The organism is Streptomyces sp. NPDC031121, assembly GCF_055570615.1.
Genome location: NZ_JBVIGV010000007.1, coordinates 1 through 19,358, shown reverse-complemented (window position 1 = coordinate 19,358; position 19,358 = coordinate 1). Strand labels below are relative to the sequence as shown.

General features: G+C 77.9%; 17 protein-coding genes. 12 read left to right on the top strand and 5 right to left on the bottom strand.

What is annotated here, in order from left to right; translation table 11 throughout:
• Positions 1-41 precede the first annotated feature (41 nt).
• Entirely contained in the window at positions 42-1,142 is a 1,101-nt protein-coding gene (locus tag ACZ462_RS14155) for a DNA alkylation repair protein (protein ID WP_467808620.1), read from the bottom strand.
• Positions 1,143-1,914: 772 nt separating this feature from the next.
• On the opposite strand from ACZ462_RS14155, the gene ACZ462_RS14150 reads away from it, so the two are divergent.
• From ACZ462_RS14150 to ACZ462_RS14120, 7 genes are all read left to right on the top strand, one after another.
• Positions 1,915-2,106 (top strand): thiazolylpeptide-type bacteriocin, encoded by a 192-nt coding sequence (locus ACZ462_RS14150; RefSeq protein WP_467808619.1) that lies wholly within the window; start codon positions 1,915-1,917, stop codon positions 2,104-2,106.
• 62 nt (positions 2,107-2,168) lie between these two features.
• Positions 2,169-2,360 (top strand): thiazolylpeptide-type bacteriocin, encoded by a 192-nt coding sequence (locus ACZ462_RS14145; RefSeq protein ID WP_467808618.1) that lies wholly within the window; start codon positions 2,169-2,171, stop codon positions 2,358-2,360.
• Between the two features lie 107 nt (positions 2,361-2,467).
• Positions 2,468-5,221 (top strand): lantibiotic dehydratase, encoded by a 2,754-nt coding sequence (locus tag ACZ462_RS14140; RefSeq protein WP_467808617.1) that lies wholly within the window; start codon positions 2,468-2,470, stop codon positions 5,219-5,221.
• A gap of 82 nt (positions 5,222-5,303) precedes the next feature.
• Entirely contained in the window at positions 5,304-6,452 is a 1,149-nt protein-coding gene (locus tag ACZ462_RS14135) for a hypothetical protein (protein ID WP_467808615.1), read from the top strand.
• Positions 6,449-8,320, top strand: a complete 1,872-nt coding sequence (locus ACZ462_RS14130) for a hypothetical protein (protein WP_467808614.1) — start codon at positions 6,449-6,451, stop codon at positions 8,318-8,320. Before ACZ462_RS14135 ends, ACZ462_RS14130 begins: the two co-directional genes overlap by 4 nt.
• Positions 8,321-8,649: 329 nt before the next feature.
• The gene (locus tag ACZ462_RS14125; protein WP_467808612.1) at positions 8,650-10,485 is read left to right on the top strand and encodes a TOMM precursor leader peptide-binding protein; all 1,836 of its coding nucleotides are present in this window, start codon (positions 8,650-8,652) and stop codon (positions 10,483-10,485) included.
• Between the two features lie 7 nt (positions 10,486-10,492).
• Positions 10,493-12,268 (top strand): thiopeptide-type bacteriocin biosynthesis protein, encoded by a 1,776-nt coding sequence (locus ACZ462_RS14120; protein ID WP_467808611.1) that lies wholly within the window; start codon positions 10,493-10,495, stop codon positions 12,266-12,268.
• A gap of 22 nt (positions 12,269-12,290) precedes the next feature.
• Here ACZ462_RS14120 and ACZ462_RS14115 read toward each other — a convergent pair whose 3' ends face one another.
• Complete coding sequence (locus ACZ462_RS14115) at positions 12,291-13,031, bottom strand: siderophore-interacting protein (protein WP_467808610.1); 741 nt, start codon at positions 13,029-13,031, stop codon at positions 12,291-12,293.
• Positions 13,032-13,244: 213 nt separating this feature from the next.
• Here ACZ462_RS14115 and ACZ462_RS14110 point away from each other — a divergent pair, with 213 nt between their 5' ends.
• Both ACZ462_RS14110 and ACZ462_RS14105 read left to right on the top strand, forming a co-directional pair.
• Positions 13,245-13,886 (top strand): GNAT family N-acetyltransferase, encoded by a 642-nt coding sequence (locus ACZ462_RS14110; RefSeq protein WP_467808609.1) that lies wholly within the window; start codon positions 13,245-13,247, stop codon positions 13,884-13,886.
• 8 nt (positions 13,887-13,894) lie between these two features.
• On the top strand, positions 13,895-14,503 hold the full coding sequence (locus ACZ462_RS14105) for a GNAT family N-acetyltransferase (protein WP_467808608.1): 609 nt from the start codon (positions 13,895-13,897) through the stop codon (positions 14,501-14,503).
• Positions 14,504-14,505: 2 nt separating this feature from the next.
• Here the strand turns inward: ACZ462_RS14105 and nadE are convergent, their stop codons facing one another.
• Both nadE and ACZ462_RS14095 read right to left on the bottom strand, forming a co-directional pair.
• Positions 14,506-15,336 carry an ammonia-dependent NAD(+) synthetase gene (gene nadE, locus ACZ462_RS14100; protein ID WP_467808607.1) on the bottom strand — a complete coding sequence of 277 codons (831 nt, stop codon included), beginning with the start codon at positions 15,334-15,336 and terminating at the stop codon, positions 14,506-14,508.
• A 110-nt stretch (positions 15,337-15,446) separates the two neighbouring features.
• Positions 15,447-15,908, bottom strand: a complete 462-nt coding sequence (locus tag ACZ462_RS14095; protein ID WP_467808606.1) for an NUDIX domain-containing protein — start codon at positions 15,906-15,908, stop codon at positions 15,447-15,449.
• 192 nt (positions 15,909-16,100) lie between these two features.
• Between ACZ462_RS14095 and ACZ462_RS14090 the strand changes: the two genes are divergently transcribed.
• Positions 16,101-16,931: a class I SAM-dependent methyltransferase gene (locus ACZ462_RS14090; protein WP_467808605.1), complete on the top strand. Its 831-nt coding sequence runs from the start codon at positions 16,101-16,103 to the stop codon at positions 16,929-16,931.
• 3 nt (positions 16,932-16,934) lie between these two features.
• Here the strand turns inward: ACZ462_RS14090 and ACZ462_RS14085 are convergent, their stop codons facing one another.
• Positions 16,935-17,396: a BP74-related protein gene (locus ACZ462_RS14085; protein WP_467808604.1), complete on the bottom strand. Its 462-nt coding sequence runs from the start codon at positions 17,394-17,396 to the stop codon at positions 16,935-16,937.
• 248 nt (positions 17,397-17,644) lie between these two features.
• Between ACZ462_RS14085 and ACZ462_RS14080 the strand changes: the two genes are divergently transcribed.
• Entirely contained in the window at positions 17,645-18,301 is a 657-nt protein-coding gene (locus ACZ462_RS14080; RefSeq protein ID WP_467808603.1) for a hypothetical protein, read from the top strand.
• A gap of 110 nt (positions 18,302-18,411) precedes the next feature.
• A complete protein-coding gene (locus tag ACZ462_RS14075; protein ID WP_467808602.1) occupies positions 18,412-19,104 on the top strand; it encodes a class I SAM-dependent methyltransferase in 693 nt (230 codons plus the stop codon).
• The last annotated feature ends 254 nt before the right edge of the window (positions 19,105-19,358 follow it).

Genomic DNA, 19,358 nt, shown 5'->3' with positions numbered 1-19,358 from the left:
CTGTACGCCCGCCGCCCGCCCGGCGGTGCACCGCCGGCCCGTCAGTCCGCGTCCAGCACGAAGGCGGCCTCGCCGCGCAGCCTGCCGTTGACCTGGAGCTGTACGAGGTGCTCCCCGGGGAAGTACCGGCGGGTGGTGAGGGGCTTGAAGGAGTGCCGCCGGGTTCCGGCGAGGGTCTCGCCGGGGGCGAGGGTGCGGGTGGCCAGTTTGAACACCTTCGGGGTGCGGCTGCCGTTCGCCTTCACATGGTGGACGACGTAGTCGAGGACGAGGTCGGCGGGCGCACCGGCGTCGTTGGTGAGGGCGTACTCGAAGACGAGGTACCCGCCGACGGCGACGCGGGCGGTCGCGACGACCGGTCCGCGGACGGTGACCGGCGCGTCGGGCGCGTGCCCGAGGACGGTCATGGCGTCGGCGCGGCCGGCCTTCACGAGGGTGCGCAGGCCGTGCCGGACGACCCGGCCGGTGGTGGCCGCGGGCGCGGCCAGCCAGCGTCCGGCCGTCTCGACGGCGAGTTCGGGGTGGTCGCGGCTGATGTCGTTGAGGTGGTTGGCGACCGAGCGGCGCACGTAGTCGGAGTCGTCGCGGTAGAGGGCGTCCAGGAGGGGCAGCGCGGGCCGCGGGTCGGCGATGGACTCCGGCAGCTGCGGCGCCCACGGGAGCCGGGGCCGGGTGCCCTCGCTGACGAGGCGGCGGACGTGCGGGTCGGGGTCCTCGATCCAGGGGCCCATCAGCGCCAGGGCCCGGTCCCGGTCGGCGCGCAGGAAGGGGCGGACCGCGGATTCCGCGGTCAGGCGCGGGGTGAGGTCGCGCAGCAGGGCGAGGGCCGGGCCGAACGCGCCGGGGCCCGAGGCGAGGCCGCGGACGGCGACCGCCTCGTTGACGGGGAAGGTCATCCAGCCGTCGAATCCGGGGTCGGCGAGGGCGGTGCGCAGGGCGGTCTCGAAGGCGGCCCAGTCAACGGGCAGGTCGGTGAGGGCGGCGTCGCGGACGGCGGCGACCCGGCCGCTGAACGTCAGTCCGTCGAGCATGTCCGCGCAGGCCAGCAGGGCCGGGGCGGACCTCGGTCCGGCTGCCGGGGCGAGGCGGCGGGCAAGGTCGCGGACGGTGTGAGCGCTGAGCAGTTCGTCGGCCGTGGGCATGGAGCCAGTGTGGCCGATCCCGGGACCCGCCCGGCGCGCGCCCCCGGGTCCCGCACGCCGTGCCGGGCGGAGGGGGCCGAGACTGCGCCCTCGGGCGGGACCCCGGATCCGGCGGCGCCGGACACCGGTGGCGGGAGCCGGGGCGGCGCACCAGGGGTCGGGGCCGACCGGAGTCGCGGTCGGGGCGGTGTGGGGCGGGGCTGGGGCCGGGGGTGCGGAGGGGGCTGGGAGGGGTGGGGCGGCGGCGGGCGGGCGGCGCGAGAGGGTGCAGTTTGGCCGGTTCCGGACGGACCACCGGCCGCGGCGGGGAGCAGCGGTCGGCGCACTGCGTCGCCGGGTGCCGCGCGCCAGGGCAGCGGAACGGTATGTTCCCGACAGACCGTCGGATTGCGGCACGCCGCACCACGCAGCGGCGATCAACCGCGTCCGCGGTGGACCGGGTCGGTCTGCGGGGGCCATGGCACAGGCCACTCGCGGTCCGGTGGAGGCTCATTGGACTGCCGCCGAGTTGACGTACGGGGCCGGGACAACAGGCCAACGTGACACGTGGACTTGCCGTTGGCCTGATCCGCCGCCGAGACTCGGAACCGCACCGCGAACGCTCATTCGGATGCCCCTGGGCAGCCGTTCGCCGTGTGCCGGGGCGTCCGGCCGCGGACGATCCGGCGGCCTCCCGCCCCGGGGCGCCTCCATGCCGCCGGCCGCAGGCGCCGGACGACTCCGGCGCAGTCCCAGCGGCCCGGCACCCCTTCCACCAGAGAGGAAGTCCGCCATGCCCGAAAGCATCGCCGGCCCCGCCCCCGAGGGCCTCGACCTCGACTTGGACCTCGACCTCAGCGACCTGGCCGTCACGGCGCTGCGCGACACGCCCGCCCTGCCGGAGAGCGGCGCGTCGCACGGCTCCTGCTCCTGCCAGGCCTCCTCGTCCTGCGCCCAGCCGCAGACGGACACGCCCATCGGCTGACGGCTCGCCGCGGCCGCCCGCTCCACCCGACCCGTGTTCCCGACCCTGCGAGAGGCTGACACATGACCGACCCCGCCGAGGGCGTCCTCGCCCTGGACGACCTCGACCTCGATCTCGACCTCGGGGAGCTCACCGTCACGGCACTGCGCGACTCGGTCGCCCTGCCCGAGACGGGTGCTTCCGGCGGCGTGAGCTCCAGCTCCTGCGGCTCCTCCTCCTGCGGCCAGCCGCGCCTCCCCGAACTGCCCCTCTGAGCAAGGCCGCTCCGTGCGGCCGGCCGTCCGGGCCGGCCGCACGGGCTCCGGCACCGCGCCGGAACACCCCGCCCCAGGACCGGATCCGCCACCACGGGAGCCCCGCCATGCCGCACCCCTCCCCGACGGCGCCGCCGCGCGCCGCAACCGCGCGGGCCGCCCGCCCCCTGCCGGAGCCGCCCGCCCGGCCCGCCCCCTACACGCTGGTCCGCACCACCGTCGCGGCGCACCCGGCCGACTCCGAGGCGTCCGCCCGCGTACGGGCCCTGCTCGGCGGGCTCGCCCGGATCGCCGCCCGGGAGGAGGCGCTGCGGGCCGCGCTGTGCGACGACCTGTTCGCATCCCGGCAGGGCCACTCCGAGGACTTCCACCGCCGGGTGGTGCTCCCGCTCCGCCGGGCGCTGCACAACGGCCGCGCACCCCGGCCCGCCCTGCTGGACCGGCTCGGCGACCTGCCCGTACGGGTCCCCCGGCTCGGCGCGTGGCTCGCCCTGCGCGAGGAGCGCACCGACCTGCTCGGCGAGGCCGGCGACGCCGTCCCGGCGGCCCTGGCCGCCGAGCGCTCCGCCCTGGCGGAGGTGTGCCGCTCCCCCCACTTCTCCCGGGCCGTCGCCCTGAGCAGCGCGGACCTGCTGCGCGCCGTGTCACGGGCCGCCCGGGACGAGGGCGGGCGGCGCGCCCGCAAGGAGGAGCCGTCGGTGGTCCGCCACGCCCTGCGCGCCACCGCCAAGACGAGTCCGCTGTCCTGGTTCACCGCGGTGGGCTGGTCGGGCCCCGGCCCGGACCCGGCCGCCGGCCCGCCCGTGCTGCGGGCCGTGGTGCGGGAGAACCGGACGCTGGTCGCGGCGCTGACCGCCGCGCTGCTGGACGAGCCGCGCCGCCGCGGCACGCTCGCGCACCGCCTCACCAGCAGTGCCCTGCCGGCCGGCGGCGGCCGGGCCCGCTACGTGCGGGACACCACCGTGTTCGCGGGCGGCCGGTATCTGGTCACCCGCGAGGAGGAGATCGAGGTCGCCGCGCACCCCGCGCTTGCCGTCCTCGACCGGCTCGCCGCGCAGCCCGCGCCGCCGGACGCCCTCGCCGCCCGGCTCGCCCCGGCCCTCGGCCGCCCGGCCGGCGACCCGGCCGTCCGCCGGTTCGTCGGGCAGCTCTCCGACAACGGGCTGCTCGTCCCGGTCGACCCCGTCGATCCGCAGCACCCGCAGCCGCTGCGCGCCCTCGCGGACTGGCTGCGCGGGTGGCCCGAGGACGCCGCCCTCGCCGACCGCATCGACCTCCTCGCCGCCGATACCGCCCGGTTCGCCCACACCCCCGCCGCGGGACGGCCGACGCTGCTCGGCGACCTGGCCGAGCGCTGGCGCGCGCTGCTTGCCGACACCGGACGGCCCGTGCCGGCCGACGCCGCCCCGCTGAACGTGCTCTCCGAGGACGTACTCGCCACGGGCCGCCCCCACGCCCCGCGGCCCGCGCCGGCAGCCGCAGTGGCCGCACCCGCCCCCGGCCGCGGTCCGGACCCCGCCGGCGACGACCCCGCGCAGGCAGCCGCACTGTCCGGGAGGGACCGAGCGGCCCTCGCCGAACTCACCTCCCTGGCCGAGCTGTTCGACCTCGGCCACCTGATGCGCCGCGCCGCCGTCCGGCGTTTCACCGCCCGCTACGGGGTCGGCGGCACGTGCCCCGCCCCCTGGGACTTCGCCGCGGACACCGCCGCCGCCTGGGAGGACGCCGCCCGCCTGGCAGCCCTCCCCGGCGACGACCCCTCCCTCCCGCCCGGCACGGCCCGCCTGGCCCGGCTGCGCGCCGAGTTCGCCCGGTCGGTCGAGGCCGCCGCCGACGGCCCGGAAGGCCCGCCCGGGGAGATCGTCCTGCCCGCCGCGGAGGTGCGCGGGCTGGCCGCCCGGCTGCCCGACTGGACTGCCGCCCGGCCGCTCGGCTACGCCTGGTTCGTCCAGCACGCGGCCGGGGCACCGCCGGAGGACGCCGCGGACCGACTGCTCTGCGTCAACCACGTGTACGCCGGCTGGGGCCGCTTCACCAGCCGCTTCCTCGACGCCCTGCCCACCGCGGCGGCCCGCGCCGTGGCCCGCGAGATCCGCCGGGGCCTCGGCCCCGGCTCCCGGGCCGTCCAGATCCGGCCGGTGGGCGGCTTCAACGCCAACCTCCACCCGCTGCTCGTGGACGCCGAGATCGGGCCCGACCCGCTGCGGGGGGCGATCGCCGAGTCCGACGTGGAGCTGGTGCACGACCCGGCCTCCGACCAGCTGCGCCTGCGCCTGCGCGCCACCGGCGAGTTCCTCGACGTCCTCTACCTCGGCTTCCTCGCCCCGGTGATGCTTCCGCAGCGCCTCGCGCCGTTCCTGTGCGACCACCCCGAGGGCGTCGTCGACTTCCGGCGGCTCCTGCCCCGCACCGCCTCCGCCGCCCCCGGCGGCCGGGTGGTCCGCACGCCCCGGCTGCGCCACCGCCACGTGGTGCTCGCCCGGCGCCGCTGGCACCTGCCCGAAGGGGTGCTGGCCGCCCTGCGCGCCGACCTCGCGGACGACCCGGGCGACGTACCGGCGGCCGCCGTGGCCCGCTGGCGGGCGCTGCTGGGCCTGCCCGAGCAGCTGTTCCTCCACCCCGTGCCGCAGCCGCCCGCGGGGCGCGCCGCCGACGACTTCCTGGCGTCCCTGCGCGCGCCGAAGCCGCAGCCCCTCGACCTGGGCAGCGCCCTGCACCTGCGGTGCCTGGCGGGTTGGCTGGCCCGCCATCCGCGGGGGGTGGTGCTGGAGGAGGCGCTGCCCGCCTTCGCAGGGCGGGACCGGCCGGGCCGCGCCGTCGAACTGGTCGCCGAGACGCACCGCCCCGCCCGCACCGGCTGACGCGCCGCCCCACCCGCCCCACCCGCCCCCGCCGACACCGCCGACACCGCCCACCGCCCGCCATCCGCCGAGGAGGCACCCGATGAACGCCCCGGCCCCGCCGGCGCCGACCGCGCTCGACGTCGTCGCCCACCACTACGAGCCGGTCAAGGCGCCCCTGCTGCGCGAGGCCGTCCTGCCGCTCGCCCGGCGGGCGGCCGCCGAGGGGCTCGCCGTGCACGTCGAACGCCACTGGCTGCGGGGCCCCCACGTACGGGTGCGGCTGCACGGCGCCCCCGCGCGGGTGGCGGCCGCCGCCGAGCGCACGGCCGCCGGGTTGCGCGCGCACGCCGCCGCGCACCCGTCGCGGGCCGGGGCCGACGAGCGGGAGCTGCTGGAGCAGGCCGCAGCGGCCGGGCGGGCGGAGCTCGTCCCGCCGCCGTACGGGCCGCTCGTCCCCGACAACACCGTGCGTGTGGAGCCCGTCGACCTGACCCCGCTGCGGGCGCTGATAGGCCCCGACGGCGTACGGCTGCGCGAGGACCTCCTGGCGGCCGGCCTGCCCGCGCTGGAGGCCGGCACGGCGTTCCTCGGCGAGCGCGGGGACACCTCGGCGGCCCGGGTGGAGCTGGTGGTCACCGCCCTTGCCGCGCACGCGGCCGCCCACCCCGAGGGGCTCGTCGGCGGCCACTACTCGTTCCTGTCCCACCTGGAGGACTTCCTCGTCTACGAGGACCCCGACGGGCGGCTGCGGGCGGCCTTCGAACGGCGCTGGGAGGCCGCGGGCGGCCGGATCTCCGCGCTGGTGGGCCGCATCGCGGCCGGCGGCGCCACCGGCCCCGAACGGGCCTGGGCCGACTGGTCCGCCGGCGCCTGGCGGACCGCGGAGGAACGGCACGCGGCGGGCGCGGACTTCACCGGTGACGCCGCGGAGTACCGGGCGCGGGCGGCCGCGCTGGGCGACCGGGAGACCGCCGCGCGCTGGAACCGGGAGGTCCGCACCCGCTACAGCGACTTCCACCGGCAGCTGCACCGCTCGGACCCGGAGGGCGCGATGTGGAGCCGCGCCGACTACCTCGTCTACCGGGCGTGTACGAACGCCCTGTACCGGCTGCTGGCCGTCTGCGACGTCCGGCCCGTGGAACGCTACCTGGCCGCGCACCTGGTGGTGCGGAGTGTGCCGGGCCTCACCGGGCACCGCTGGCAGGCGCGCATCGACGAGGTCATCGCCGCCGTGGAGGGCTCCCGGTGACCGCCGGGGAGCCGCCCGTCGTGCGGCTGCGCCCCGGGGTGGCGGCCACCGTTCTCCGGTCCGGCCTGCACCTGCGCGGGCGCGACGGCAGCGTCACGCTGGAGGGCAGCCGTGCACTGCCCGCACTGTGGGAGCTGCTGGCCACCCGCCTGGACGCGACGCCGCCCACCCCGGCGGACGCGGCGCACCGGCCGACCGAGCCGGACCCGGCGGACCCCCGCCACCCGGGCGCGGAGCCCGCCGCGGACGCCCCCGCCGGGGCAGTGCACCGGCCGGGCGGACCGGACCCGGCGGACCCCCGCCGAACCGGCACGGAACCGGGCACGGTCGCCCGCAGGCCGGCAGCGCACCGGCCGGGCGGGCTGGATGCGGCGGACCCGCGGGTTGCGGCGGCGCTGGAGGGGCTCACCGGGCAGCTTCGGGCGCACGGGCTGCTCGCGGAGTCCCCCGCGGGCGGGGAGGAGCCGGCCGCATGGTTGGCGGCGTCCGCGGACCGACCCGGCGAGGCGGCCGCGGCGCTGGCCGCCGCCCCGCCCGTCGTCACGGCCGCCGATCCGGACGCCCCGCTTGCCGCGGCCCTGCTGCGGGCCCTGCACCGGGCGGGTACCCGGCCCGAGGCGCGGGCCGACGGCAGCCTGCCGCCCGGCCTGGTCGTGGCCGCGGCCGGCGCCCCGCCGGTCGCCGTGGCCGCCGGCCGGACCGCCGGGGGCGGCTTCGTCTCGGCGCCGACCGCCCCCGAACGGGTGCGCGCGGACGCCGAATCGGTCGCCGCCCGCCTGGCAGGCACCGTCGGCGCCCCCGGCACGGAGGGCGGTGCGGACGCGCTCACGGCCCTGCTGGCGGGCGCGGCCGCGCAGCGGCTGCTGTGCACCGCCGCCGGACTGCCCGACCCCGCCGGGGCGGACGAGGACCAGCGGCTGCTGCCGGGCCGCCCCGCGGTCCTCGTCGCCGAGGCGGCGCCGCCCCGGGCGTCCTACCATCCGTGGGTGGCCGGGCCCGCCGCGGCATCGGAGCCCGCCCTGCCCCCGGCCGGCGGCCTGGCCGAGGCGCTGCGCCGCGTCGGAGCGCTGGCCGACCCCCTCCTGGGCGTCCTCGACGCGCCGCAGCCCGGCCGGCTGCCGCAGCTGCCCGCGGCGCTCGCCGCCTGCCGGACCCCTGCCGGGCACCTGGTGGCGGGGGCGCCCCGGGCGGACCTCGCCCGCCTGGCCGCGGCGTGCCGGGCGGCCGAACTCCGCCTGGGCGGCGGCGCGGTGGCGGGCGCGGGGCCGGAGCACGCGCGGAGCCGGGCCCTGCGCCGGGCCGCCCTGGCCGCCCCCGACTCGTGGGACGCCGGTCCCGTACTGCCGGAGGACCTCTGGCGCGGGCATCCCCAGGCCCGCCACTGGTGGGCGGCCCTGACCGGCTTCCCGGGGTACGCGCACGCCCGGCCGGCGGTGCGCCGGCTGGGCGGGGAGCAGGCCTACGGGGCCGTCGTACGGGTTCCCGGTGCGGCGGCGGCCGCCGGCAGCGCGGTGGAGGCCACCCCGGCGGATGCCGCCGCCATGGCCCTGCTCGGCGCCGTCGCCCGGGCCATGGCCGCCGCCCACGGGCCGGCCGGGGCCGCGCACGCCCCGTTCAGCGGCGCCGAAGCCCCGCTCGCGGCGGCGGGTGCCGAGTCGGCGGCCTGGGCGGACGAGGGCTGGACCGACGTCTGGCTGACCGGAGTCGCGCGCCGGGAGCCGGCGCTGACGGCGGCCCTGACCCGCCTGGCCGGCCCGGCCCCCGGCCCGTGGCTGCCGCCGGGCGGCGACCCTGCCGCGACCCGGACCGCGGCGGCCCTGCGCACCTGCGGCTTCACCCTTCTGGCCGACCCGGAGGAAACCTCGTGAACGGCACCCCCGCCCCGGCGGCCCCCACGCCCCGTACCGCCCGCCCGGGCGCGGCAGCGCCCGCCGCGCAGGGGGACGCCGCGGCAGTCCCCGCGGCAGCACCCCGGGCGACGGCCCCGGCCGACCCGGCAGCGCACGCGGCCGCATCCCCCGACGCCGGCCCGCGACACCCTGACGCGGCGCCGCGGACGACCGCGCCAAACGGCCGGGCGCCGCACGCCTCCGGCAGCCGCGGGCCCTGCCCGGCGGCGTCCGCCGCCGGCGGTCCCGGGGGTCTGCCCGTCCTGGACGTGGATGCGGCGCTCGGCGCCGTCGCCGGGAGTGCCGTCGTGCATCTGGCGTCCTGGACGCTGGAGTCGGCCGAGCGGCTCAGCCGCCATGCGCTGGCCCATCCGGTGCGCCTGGTGCCCGTCCGCGAGGACGGGGCGCTGACCGTGGTGGGCCCGGTGCTGGAGCCCGGGGCGCGGGCCTGCCTGGTGTGCACCGAGTACCAGCGGCTCGCCACTGCCGGGGGACGCGTGCCGTGGCGGAGCCCCCGGCTCCGGCTGGGAGGCACCGGGACGCCGGCGCTGGCGGAGGGGGCCGTGCTGCTCGCCGCCGGGCTGCTCGGCGAGCCGGTCCCGCCCGCCGGGGACGGCGGTGCGCCGTCCGCGACCGTGTACGTCGTCCAGGGGGGCCGGGCCACTTGGTCCACGCACCGCGTCCGGCCCGTCGGCGGCTGCCCGGTCTGCCGGCCGCTGCCGGAGGACTCGCCCGCCGCGGCGGAGCTGCCCGCCGTCCCGCGCCCGCTGCCGGACCCGGCGGAGCTGCGCGGCCCCAACGACCGTACGAGTGCGGAGGTGTTGCGGGCGGAGCTGTACGACGAGCGGTTCGGCCCGGTGCGCCGCCTCTTCCGTACGGAGGACTCGGCCTTCGGCCTGACGACCGCCTGGGTCACCGACGGCCGGCTGCTCGACGACGGCGGGTACGGCCGCGCCGCGGACTTCCGATCCGGCGAGCGCGTGGCGCTGTTCGAGAGCGTGGAGCGGCTGGCCGGCATGCGCCCGACGGGCCGGCGCACCGTGCTGCGGGCGTCCTTCGCGGAGCTGGGCCCGGACGCGGCGGTGGACCCGGTCCGGCTGGGCCTGCCCGACCCGGCGTACCACGGCCACCCGGCCTCCCGGACGGTGCCGTACCGGCCGGACCTGGTGCTGGACTGGGTGTACGGCTGGTCACTGGCGGAGGGGCGGGCCCGCGCCGTCCCCGAGCACGTCGCGTACTGGGACCTGCCGGACCCGCCGGACGGTGCGCCGCCCGGGACGCGGGTGGTGTACGAGTCCTCGAACGGCTGCGGGCTGGGGAACAGTCCGCAGGAGGCGGCCCTGTACGGGCTGTTCGAGGTGGCCGAGCGGGACGCCTTCCTGATGGCCTGGTACGCGCGCACCCCCCTGCCCGGGGTGGCCCTGCCCGCCGGCGATCCGCTGGTGGCGGCGCTGGCGGCGCGGGCGGAGCTGCTCGGCTACCGGCTGCGCCTGCTGGACGCCACGAACGACCTCGGTGTGCCCACCGTGGTGGCCGTGTGCCGCTACGAGGGCAACCATCCGGAGGCGCCCCGGGTGTTCCTCGCGGCGGGTGCGCACCACGATCCGCGGGTCGCGATCCGATCGGCGGTGGCGGAGGCCGTCACGAACGTCCAGGACGCCGCGCAGCGTCCGGCCGGTCGGGGCGGGGCGCGCGATCCGGAGCGGCTGCGGCCGATGCTGGACCGGCCCGAGCTGGTGGTCGGTCTCGACGACCACGTGGGCGTGAACGCGCTGCCGGAGGCGCAGCCGCGGCTGGAGTTCCTGTTCGCCGACACCGGGGCGGCCCCCTGGCAGGAGCGGTGGCCGGGCGCGCCCGAGCCCGTGGCGGATCTGACGGTGCTGCTGTCGGAGACGGCTGCCCGGCTGGCCGGGGAGGGGCTGGAGGTCGTGGTGGTGGGGCAGGACGAGCCCGGCGTCCGGGACCGGCTGGGGCTGCACTGCGCGAAGGTGGTCGTGCCGGGCGCCCTCCCGATGACGTTCGGCCACGTCAACCGCCGCACCCTCGGCCTGCCCCGGCTGCTGGAGGTGCCGTACCGGCTGGGCCGCACCGCGCGCCCGCTGCGGCACGAGGAACTGCCCCTGTACCCGCACCCCTTCCCGTGAGGTTCCGATGACCCCTCAGGCGTACCCTCCCCCGGCCCGTGCCGCTGCCCCGTCCTCGGCGGCGGGCGGCTGGCAGAGCCTGCACCTGGCGCTGCACACCGGCGTCGCGGACACCGACGCGTTCGTCGCCGGCGCCCTCGCCCCGCTGATGGACGCCCGGTACGGGCCGGAGTCGGGAGGTGCCTGGTTCTTCATCCGGTACGGCGAAGGGGGGCCGCACCTGCGGATCCGGTTCCGCGGGCCGGCGTCCGGCCCCGGCGACGCGGCCGGGCTCGCGGCGGAGCTGGGCGGCCTCGCCGCCGGTACGGCCCCGGTCGCCGGGCCGTGGCCGGTCCGCCACGGCGAGGTGCGGGCGGTGCCGTACGAGCCGGAGACCGAGCGGTACGGGGGCCGGGCGGCGCTCCCGGTCGCCGAGGAGGTGTTCGTGCACGCGACGCGTGCCGCCGTGGCCGCGCTGCGCGCGCTGCCCGCGCGGGCGGACCGGCTGGGGCAGGCGCTGGACCTCGCGCACGCCACCGCCGCGGCCCTCGGCCTGGACGAGTTGGCGGCCGCGGGCTGGCTGCGGCGGCACGCCGCGTCCTGGCGCTGGGTCGCCGAGGTCCGGCCGCTGCCGGGGGCCGCCGTCCACAGCCGCGTGAACTCTGTGTTCGCCGCGCAGCGGGAGGGTTTGGCACGGCGGGCGCGAGCTGTGCGCGCCGGGGTCGCGGAGGGCGGCGGGGCGGCGCCGTGGCTCGCCGAGTGGGTGCGGCAGGTCCGCGCGGCCGACGCCGTGCTGCGGGCGGTGCTGCCCGCGGGCGGGCCGGGTGCCCCGGGGCGGGCGGATCGGCGGTTGTGGGTGTGGGCGTCGCAACTCCACATGCTGTTCAACCGGTTGGGGGTGGCCCCGGACGAGGAGCGGGCCGTGTGCCGGCTGGCGGGCCGGGCCCTGCTGGAGCCCGCGGACGGCGAAAGGCCGGCGGACGGCGACGGGCCGGCGGACGGCGGGTTCTTCGCGGCGGGTGTGCGCGCCGCCGACTACCGGTACCTGGAGCAGAGCAAGTTCCAGATCGGGCGCGCGCAGGACACGGCCGTCCGGGACGTCCCGCGGCCGCCCGCGGCTCCGGTCGCCCGCCGCGTCGAGGGGGAGGTCCCGCTGCCCGCCGCGCCCCTGCCGCAAGTGTCGCTCGGCGAGGCGCTGCACGGGCGGCGCTCGGCGCGCGGCGCGCTAACGGGTCCGCTCGGCGCGGCCGAGCTCGGGGGGGTGCTGTGGCACGCGCACGCCCCGAGTCACGAGTCCCGGCGGGTCCTGTCCGACGGGACGGAGCGGAAGCTCCGGCACCGCCCGTATCCGAGCGCGGGCGCCCTGTACAGCGTGCGGGTGCGGCTGCTGGCGCTGGGCGTGGACGGGCTGCCCTCGGGCACCTACCACTGCGCGCCGGAGCGCCGGTCGCTGGTGCGCCTCGGGCCGGCGCCGGAGGTGGAGGCGCTCAAGGCGCTGTCCTCGTACCTGGCGCGCCCGGAGGGCGACCCGGACGCCGTGGGGATCGACGCGGCGCCGGCCGTCCTCGCCGTCCACCTCGACCTGGGGCTGCTGCGCGGCCGGTACGGGCTGCGGGCGCTGCGGCTGGGCCTGCTGGAGGCCGGGCACCTGGCCCAGGTGCTCCAGCTGGCGGCGGGCGCGTTCGGGCTGGCGACGATCCCGCTCGGCGGCCTCCAGGACGACCTGGCGCACGAACTGCTCGGCCTGGACGACCTGGACGAGCCGGTCCAGTACCTGCTGCCGCTGGGCCGCCTGGAGGGATGACCGGGCGGCGGCCGGGCGGCGGTCAGGCCGCGGGCCGCCAGTAGCCGAGGCTGTTGACGCGCTGCTTGGGCAGACCGAGTTCCTTGCGCAGGTACGCGGTGAGGGTGCGGGTGGTCGCCGTGTCGCAGGCCAGCCAGACGTACGCGGTCTGCGGGTCGGGGGCCAGCTCGGGGAGTTCGGCGCGGACCCGCTCGACGAGGGCGGCGCCGTCGCCGGAGCGGGGGATGCGGCGGATGTCGTGCCGGTCGGCGTCGAGCCGGACGGGCAGGTCGGCGTCGTCCTCGTGCTGGGTCTCGAACCAGATGGTGGCCGGGGTCTGCGGGTGGGCGTCGAGCAGGGAGTTGACGGCCGGCAGGGAGGCCGGGTCGCCTATCACGAGCAGCCGCTCCGGGGCCGGTGCGGGCGCGCTGAAGCCGGTGCCCTGCACGGTGGCGTCGATGGTGGCGCCGGGCTCCGCGGTGCGCGCCCAGTCGCTGGCCACGCCGTCGTGGAGGGCGAACTCCAGGGAGAAGGTGCCGGCGGCCGGGTCGGGGTCGACGAGGGTGTAGGCGCGCTGGTGGGGCTTGCCGTTGTCGGTGAACCACAGGCGGACCCACATGGTGGGGTGCAGGGATTCGCCGGCGGCGGCGAGCAGTCCGCCGTCGGTGAAGGAGAGGCGCCGGTAGTGCGGGGTGACCTGTTCGGCCCCGGTGACCGTGAAGGTGAAGTCCTTGCCGCGCAGCAGCTTGAGGACCACGCCCTCCCAACCCTTGGCAACCGCCATGTCCGTCCCTTCCCCTGACGCCGTATAGTCAGGCGAGCCTAACCTAATAATTTCGGGGAGTGGTACGGACCGTCGCGCGCCCCCCCGGCGCCCCGCGGGTCCGGCCGCTGCCGCCGCCGGCCCCGTACGGCCGGCCGGCCCCGGCCTCCGCGGCCGGGCGCCCCGCACCGGCCCGCCACCGGCCGGATGTCACGAAGGAACGGAAGAACCGCCATGAGACCCGAGTCCACCGCCCTCGCCTCCCCGCGCGCGGACGTCCACACCGAGACCGTCCCCGGCTTCGGCACCGTCCGCTTCACCCCCGTCGACCCGGCGGCGGACTCCGCTGTGCTCCACGCGTGGGTCGCCGAGGAGCGCGCCCGGTTCTGGGGCATGAACGGCGCGAGCCGGGAACTGGTCCAGGAGATCTACGAGGACGTGGACCGCCGGGACACCCACCACGCGTACATGGTGCGGCTCGACGACGAGCCGGTGGCACTGTTCCAGACGTACCAGCCTGCCGAGGACCGCGTCAGCGAGTGCTACGAGGTGCGGGAGGGCGACATCGGCGTCCACCTGATGCTGGCCCCCGCGAACGGGCGGCCCCGGTCCGGCTTCAGCCGCACGCTGATCGGCGCGCTGATCCGCTTCACCTTCCGCGACCCGGCCGTCCGGCGCGCCGTCGGCGAGCCCGACGCCCGCAACGAGAAGGCGGTCGCGCTGCTGGGCCGCCTCGGCTTCGTCCCGCAAGGGGAGATCACTCTGCCGGAAATCGATCTGCCGGAGGTATACCTCCCGGAGAAGCGGGCCGTGCTCGCCTTCCTCGACCGCCCGGCCGTGCTGCCGCCCGCCGACGGGAGCACCCCGACCCCCTAGGAACCCGTATGCCCACAGCGCACCCGAACGCCGCGCGGCCGCGGCCCGTGTACTCCCGCACCGTCGACGGCTTCGGCCGCGCCGCCCTGCGGCCCGTCGACCCGGCGGCCGACGCCGGGCTGGTCCACCGCTGGGTGAGCGAGGAGCGAGCCCGGTTCTGGGGGATGGGCGGCGCGGACCGCGGCCTGGTCCGCGACATCTACGAGGACCTCGACCGCCGGGACACCCACCACGCGTTCCTGGCCCTCCTGGACGGCGTGCCGGCCGCGCTGTTCCAGTCGTACGACTGCGCGGCCGACCGGGTGTCCGCGTGCTACCCGGTCCGGCCGGGCGACGTTGGCGTGCACCTGCTCATCGGGCCGCCGTCGGGCCCGCCGCGGCCGGGCCACACGGCGGCCCTGCTGGGCACGTTCCTGTCCTACCTGTGGGCGCTGCCGGGCACCCGCCGGCTCGTCGCCGACCCGGACCCCGCCAACCGCAAGGCGGTGGCGAGGCTGGAGCGCGCCGGCTTCGTGCGCGGCCCGGAGGTCGACCTCCCCGAAATCGACCTGCCGGAGGTCCGCATCCCCGCCAAGCGCGCCCGCCTCCTCTTCCTGGACGCCCCGCCGCCGTCCTGACCTCAGGGGGCGATGGGCAGCTGCCGCTTGTGCTCGGTGGCCCGGTAGCGGCGGGCGATGATGTCGAACGCCCGCTCGTCGACCGGCTTGCCCTCCAGGAAGTCGTCGATGTCGTCGTAGGTGACGCCCAGCGCGTCCTCGTCCGCCTTGCCCGGGTCGAGGGTCTCCAGATCGGCGGTCGGCACCTTCCACACCAGCTGGGCCGGGGCGCCCAGCGCGTCCGCCACGGCGCGGACGCGGCGCTTGGTCAGTCCGGTGAGCGGCACGAGGTCGGCGGCGCCGTCGCCGAACTTGGTGAAGAACCCGGAGACCGCCTCGGCGGCGTGGTCGGTGCCGACGACGAGGCCGGCGTGCGCGCCCGCGACGGCGTACTGGGCGATCATGCGCTGGCGGGCCTTGATGTTGCCCTGGACGAAGTCCTGGTGGTGGGCGTCGCGGAAGACGACGCCCGCGGCGAGGGCGGCGGCGAGCGCCGCGTCGCTGGCGGGCTTGACGTCCACGGTCAGCACGTGGTCGGGGCGGATGAACGACAGCGCCAGCTGGGCGTCCTTCTCGTCGGCCTGGACGCCGTACGGCAGGCGCATCGCGTAGAAGGCCGCCTCGTGGCCGGCGGTGCGGACGCGCTCCACCGCGAGCTGGCACAGCCGGCCCGCGGTGGTGGAGTCCACGCCTCCGCTGATGCCGAGGACGAGGGAGCGCAGGCCGCTCGCGGTGAGCTGCCCGGCGAGGAAGGCCACGCGGCGCTCGATCTCGCGCTCCGCGTCGAAGGAGCCGGTGACCTGGAGGTCCCGTGCGATCTCCTGCTGCAGGGCGGTGGACGCCGGCTCGCTCACGGCTGCTCCTCGGGGTCGTGCGCGTGGGTACGCGGGGCGGTTCGGTGTTTCGGGACCGACCCTAGCCGAAGCCTTCTCCGCCGGTACGCGCCCTCCCGTGCGGGGCCGGGCTACGGGGAGAGTTCGAGGTAGGCCGGCCGGCCCTGGTCGCGGGCGGCCAGCGCCGCCTGCCACACCGGCAGCACGGCCGGCGGGACCATGTCCGCGGTGACGTCCTCGGGCCGGCAGAAGCGGATCTCGCCGATCTCCGAGTCCTGGAGCGTGATCCGCTGCTGCTGCCCGGGGGTCAGCTGCGGGCCCTCGAAGACGTGGAAGACGTGCGTGCCCTCCGGCCGGGCCAGCCACGCGGTCACCAGCAGGCCGCCGACCTCCAGGTCCAGGCCGAGCTCCTCGCGCAGCTCGCGGCGCAGCGCGGCCGTGGGGAGTTCCCCCTCGTCGAGGTGGCCGCCCGGCAGGTTCCACCGGTCCTTGTACACCGGGTTGACGACGAGCACCCGGCCGTTCCCGTCCGTGACGACGGCGGCGGCCGATGCGGTGGCCCTGGTGCGGCGCGCGGGCGGGTCGTCGGTCATGCGGTGGCTCCTCTGACGGCTGGACGGGCCCCGCCCCGCTTCCGGCCGGCCGGGCCGGCACCCACCGTAACAGCGCTGCCGCGGGCGGGTTCCGCGGGCCGGGGCGACGACGGCCACCCGGTCGGCGGCGGGCGGGCCGGGCCCGTCGACAGGGCGTCGCCGTCCGGTCACACTGGGGCACGGAGGTGGCACATGACGGAACGCGAACGGCTCGACGGCATGCGGCCCGCCGTCCGGGAGACGTACGGCCCCGCGGACCTCAGCGCGGTGCCCGTCTTCGCCGGCGGCTTCATCAACTTCGGCTACTGGCAGCCCGGCGACCTGGGCCGGCCCCTGACGGTCGCCGACCGGATCCGCAGCCAGCAGGACCTGTACCGGCACGTGCTGGACACCGTCGGCCCGGTCGAGGGCGGTGAGGTGCTGGAGGTGGGCTGCGGCCTCGGCGTGGGCTGCGCGCTGGCCCTGGAGGAGTACGGGCCGGCGCGGATCACCGGCATGGACATCCACCCGCAGCAGTTGGAGCGGGCCCGCCGGGCCAACACCGGCCTCCTGGCGGCGACCGGGCCGGACAGGTTCCGGCTGGTCCGCGGGGCGGCCGAGCGGATGCCGTTCGGGGAGGGCGAGTTCGACCGCGTCTACAGCGTGGAGGCCGCCCAGCACTTCGACGACCTGGAGGCGTTCGCGGCGGAGGCGGCCAGGGTGCTGCGGCCGGGCGGGCGGCTCGCCGTCGCCAGCTTCTTCGCCGCCGACCCGGCCGCCCCGGAGCCGCTGGCCTCGCTGCTGACGACCTTCGCCGACGGACTGGACATCGCCCGGCAGCCCGCGGACCTGACGGGCGCCTTGACCCGGGCCGGGCTGGCCGGCGCGCGGGCCGATTCCATCGGTCCGGCCGTGTGGCCCGGCTGGGACCACTGGCTGTCCGCCCAGTGGGAGCCGGGCACCTGGCCGCGGAACTTCCTGCACGCCTGGCAGCGGGGGCTGCTCGACTACTACGTCGTCACCGCCGAGCGCCCCCGCGCCTGACCGTCACGGCCTGGGCAGCTCGCGCGTCAGCTTCGACTGCCACGGGCACCAGGTGGAACGCGGCAGGAGCGCCCCGCCCACCTCGTCCAGGTGCTCGTCGACGTAGGCGATGCCCGCGTCGCAGACCTCCATCGCCATGCCGAAGAACTGCACCGAGTTCGGATCGAGATGGTAGGTCCACGGCTTGTTGTACGAGGCGGGCGTCTTGACGACGGTGCCCATGACACCGCGGTGCTCGGTGTCGACGCCGCTGAGGATGTTCCGGGCCTGGCGGATCTTGGCCGGGTCGGTGAGCTTGAAGACGAACGTGTCCGTGCCGTCGGTGAACTCGAAGTAGGTGGCGCGCGCCGCCGCGGACACCGTGTCGCCTTCGGCGGGCTGCGCGGCCTGGGCGGGCTGGCCCAGTGCCAGGGCGAGCATCGAGACGGCCGCGACACTGCCGGCGCGGGTGAGGATTCGTCGCATGACCGGTACCTCCGTACCTGGTGGGTGGTGTGGGGCCTTTCGGCCTGTCGAAACCGCAACGTAACCAACTCACCAGCCTCAATGGCCACTTGTGCCGCGAAACTGCCCCAAAGGACACCAAGTACGGCCACCCCCCTGCCCGGAGGGCCACGCTCCGCCGTTCCGGCGGCCCCGACGCCCGTATCCTCGCTCCCCGACCCACCGCACCGCCGCACACCCGGTGCGGTCCCGACACCCTGGAGCCGCCGATGTCAGCCCGCGCTTACGGATACCCGGTGCTTCCGGGGGCGGCCCTGGACACACCCGGCGTCGAGGACGTCCTGCGCCGGCGCGAGCGCGGCCTGCGCTGGGGCGCCTGGGCCGCGGCCGCCGAAGCCGGCCTCCTCGCCGCGGTGCTCGCGGCCGCCGGCCCCGGCTCCGCAGCGGCCGCCGGCGCGGCCGCCGTCCTCGTGCCGGCCCTCGCCGTGACGGTGGGGCTCGCGCTCCTGTGGCGCCGGGCGCGGCGCAGGGAGCGGCTCGTCATGGCCTGCTACGGCTGGCAGGTGTGGCCGTGCGCCGCACAGCAGGTGCGGGTCGTCGCCGCCGAGGGGCGGCGGGCCGGAGGCCGCCGCTGGGGCACGGACGGCCGCGTGGTCCTGCTGCGCCCGGACGGCCAGAGCCACTGCTCCTTCCCGCCACCGGGGGAAGGCTGGGACGGGCCGGCGGTGCCGCAGCCGGCCGACCCGCCGCAGGAGGTGTGGTTCGCGGGCGACACCCGGTTCGGCGGCATGCTCGCACTGCCCGGCGGGCTGCCGTTCCGGTACGTGACGCGCTCCCGGCCGGGCGGCGCCCGCGGCTCCGCCGAGGAGGACGCGACCGCCCGGCGCACCGGCCTGATGCCCCGCGGGTGGCGGCCCCGCCGCTGATGCGGGTGGTAGCGCAGGGGGCCAGCGGGGTAGGTCTGCTGTGGCCTGCGGGTGGTCCGCGGGCCGCGGGCCGCGGTCGGCCCGGCACGGCACGGGGGAAGGGAAGCGGCGTGGGAAGCGGAGCGCGTGCAGGAGACGACCCGGCGGGCGGGGCAGATACGACGGGTGCCGGGCGGCCCGTATCGGCGGCCGAGTTGTTCGACGGGCTGGGGATCGCGTACGAGGAGGCGTTCGGCAGGCTGCCCGCCCAGTCGGACGCCGTCGACTGGCTGGCCGCCCGGCTGGCGCCCGGCGCCCGCGTGCTGGACGTCGGCAGCGGCACGGGCCGCCCGGTCGCCGAGCGGCTCGCCGACGCCGGGTTCGAGGTGACCGGCATCGACGTGTCCCGCGTCATGGTCGAGCTGGCCCGCAGCCAGGTCCCCAAGGCCCTCTTCGAACAGTGCGACGTGCGCGACTTCACCCCCGACGGCGGCTTCGACGCCGTCTGCTCCTTCTTCCCGCTGCTGATGATGAGCCGGTCGGAGGCATCCGCCGCGTTGCGGCGGATGGCGGGCTGGCTGGTGCCGGGCGGCTACCTGGTGTCGGCCACCGTGCCGGCCGACGTGGAGGACGCCGAAGTCGAGTGGATGGGGCGGCGGGTGCGGGTGTCGAGCTACTCGACCGACGCCTACCTGCGCCTCCTGCGCGAGGACTGCGGCCTGGAGGTACTGCACCACTCCGTCTCCCTGTTCCTCCCCGACGGCGACCTCGCGACACCGGAAGAACACCTGTTCTGCTACGCCCGACGCCCGGGCGGGGCATAGGGAGCGCACCGGGGGCGGGCCGGTGGGGAGCCTCGGACGGGGGGTGGGGCGGGAGCCGCGGGGGCGGGGTCGGCCGGAGACGGCAGGGGAGGTGGGCGTGGGGTGTGCGGCAGCCGGTGACTCGGTGTCGGTTACGTGCTGGGGGTGTCCCGGCAGCCGATTGTCCTTCCGGGGCGGGTCGTCCTGTAAAGGGCGCGCCCGTTGGGCGCGTCGCTGCGCGATGGCCCTTGCGGGCCACCCTTGACAGGACGACC

What these genes read in the sequence shown, in the direction of transcription:
- ACZ462_RS14140 (WP_467808617.1), top strand. Translation starts at nt 2,468, where the DNA reads ATGCCGCACCCCTCCCCGACGGCGCCGCCGCGCGCCGCAACCGCGCGG.
- ACZ462_RS14115 (WP_467808610.1), bottom strand. Translation starts at nt 13,031, where the DNA reads ATGGCGGTTGCCAAGGGTTGGGAGGGCGTGGTCCTCAAGCTGCTGCGC.
- ACZ462_RS14150 (WP_467808619.1), top strand. Translation starts at nt 1,915, where the DNA reads ATGCCCGAAAGCATCGCCGGCCCCGCCCCCGAGGGCCTCGACCTCGAC.
- ACZ462_RS14145 (WP_467808618.1), top strand. Translation starts at nt 2,169, where the DNA reads ATGACCGACCCCGCCGAGGGCGTCCTCGCCCTGGACGACCTCGACCTC.
- ACZ462_RS14085 (WP_467808604.1), bottom strand. Translation starts at nt 17,396, where the DNA reads ATGCGACGAATCCTCACCCGCGCCGGCAGTGTCGCGGCCGTCTCGATG.
- ACZ462_RS14135 (WP_467808615.1), top strand. Translation starts at nt 5,304, where the DNA reads ATGAACGCCCCGGCCCCGCCGGCGCCGACCGCGCTCGACGTCGTCGCC.
- ACZ462_RS14105 (WP_467808608.1), top strand. Translation starts at nt 13,895, where the DNA reads ATGCCCACAGCGCACCCGAACGCCGCGCGGCCGCGGCCCGTGTACTCC.
- ACZ462_RS14080 (WP_467808603.1), top strand. Translation starts at nt 17,645, where the DNA reads ATGTCAGCCCGCGCTTACGGATACCCGGTGCTTCCGGGGGCGGCCCTG.
- ACZ462_RS14095 (WP_467808606.1), bottom strand. Translation starts at nt 15,908, where the DNA reads ATGACCGACGACCCGCCCGCGCGCCGCACCAGGGCCACCGCATCGGCC.
- ACZ462_RS14155 (WP_467808620.1), bottom strand. Translation starts at nt 1,142, where the DNA reads ATGCCCACGGCCGACGAACTGCTCAGCGCTCACACCGTCCGCGACCTT.
- ACZ462_RS14110 (WP_467808609.1), top strand. Translation starts at nt 13,245, where the DNA reads ATGAGACCCGAGTCCACCGCCCTCGCCTCCCCGCGCGCGGACGTCCAC.
- ACZ462_RS14090 (WP_467808605.1), top strand. Translation starts at nt 16,101, where the DNA reads ATGACGGAACGCGAACGGCTCGACGGCATGCGGCCCGCCGTCCGGGAG.
- ACZ462_RS14120 (WP_467808611.1), top strand. Translation starts at nt 10,493, where the DNA reads ATGACCCCTCAGGCGTACCCTCCCCCGGCCCGTGCCGCTGCCCCGTCC.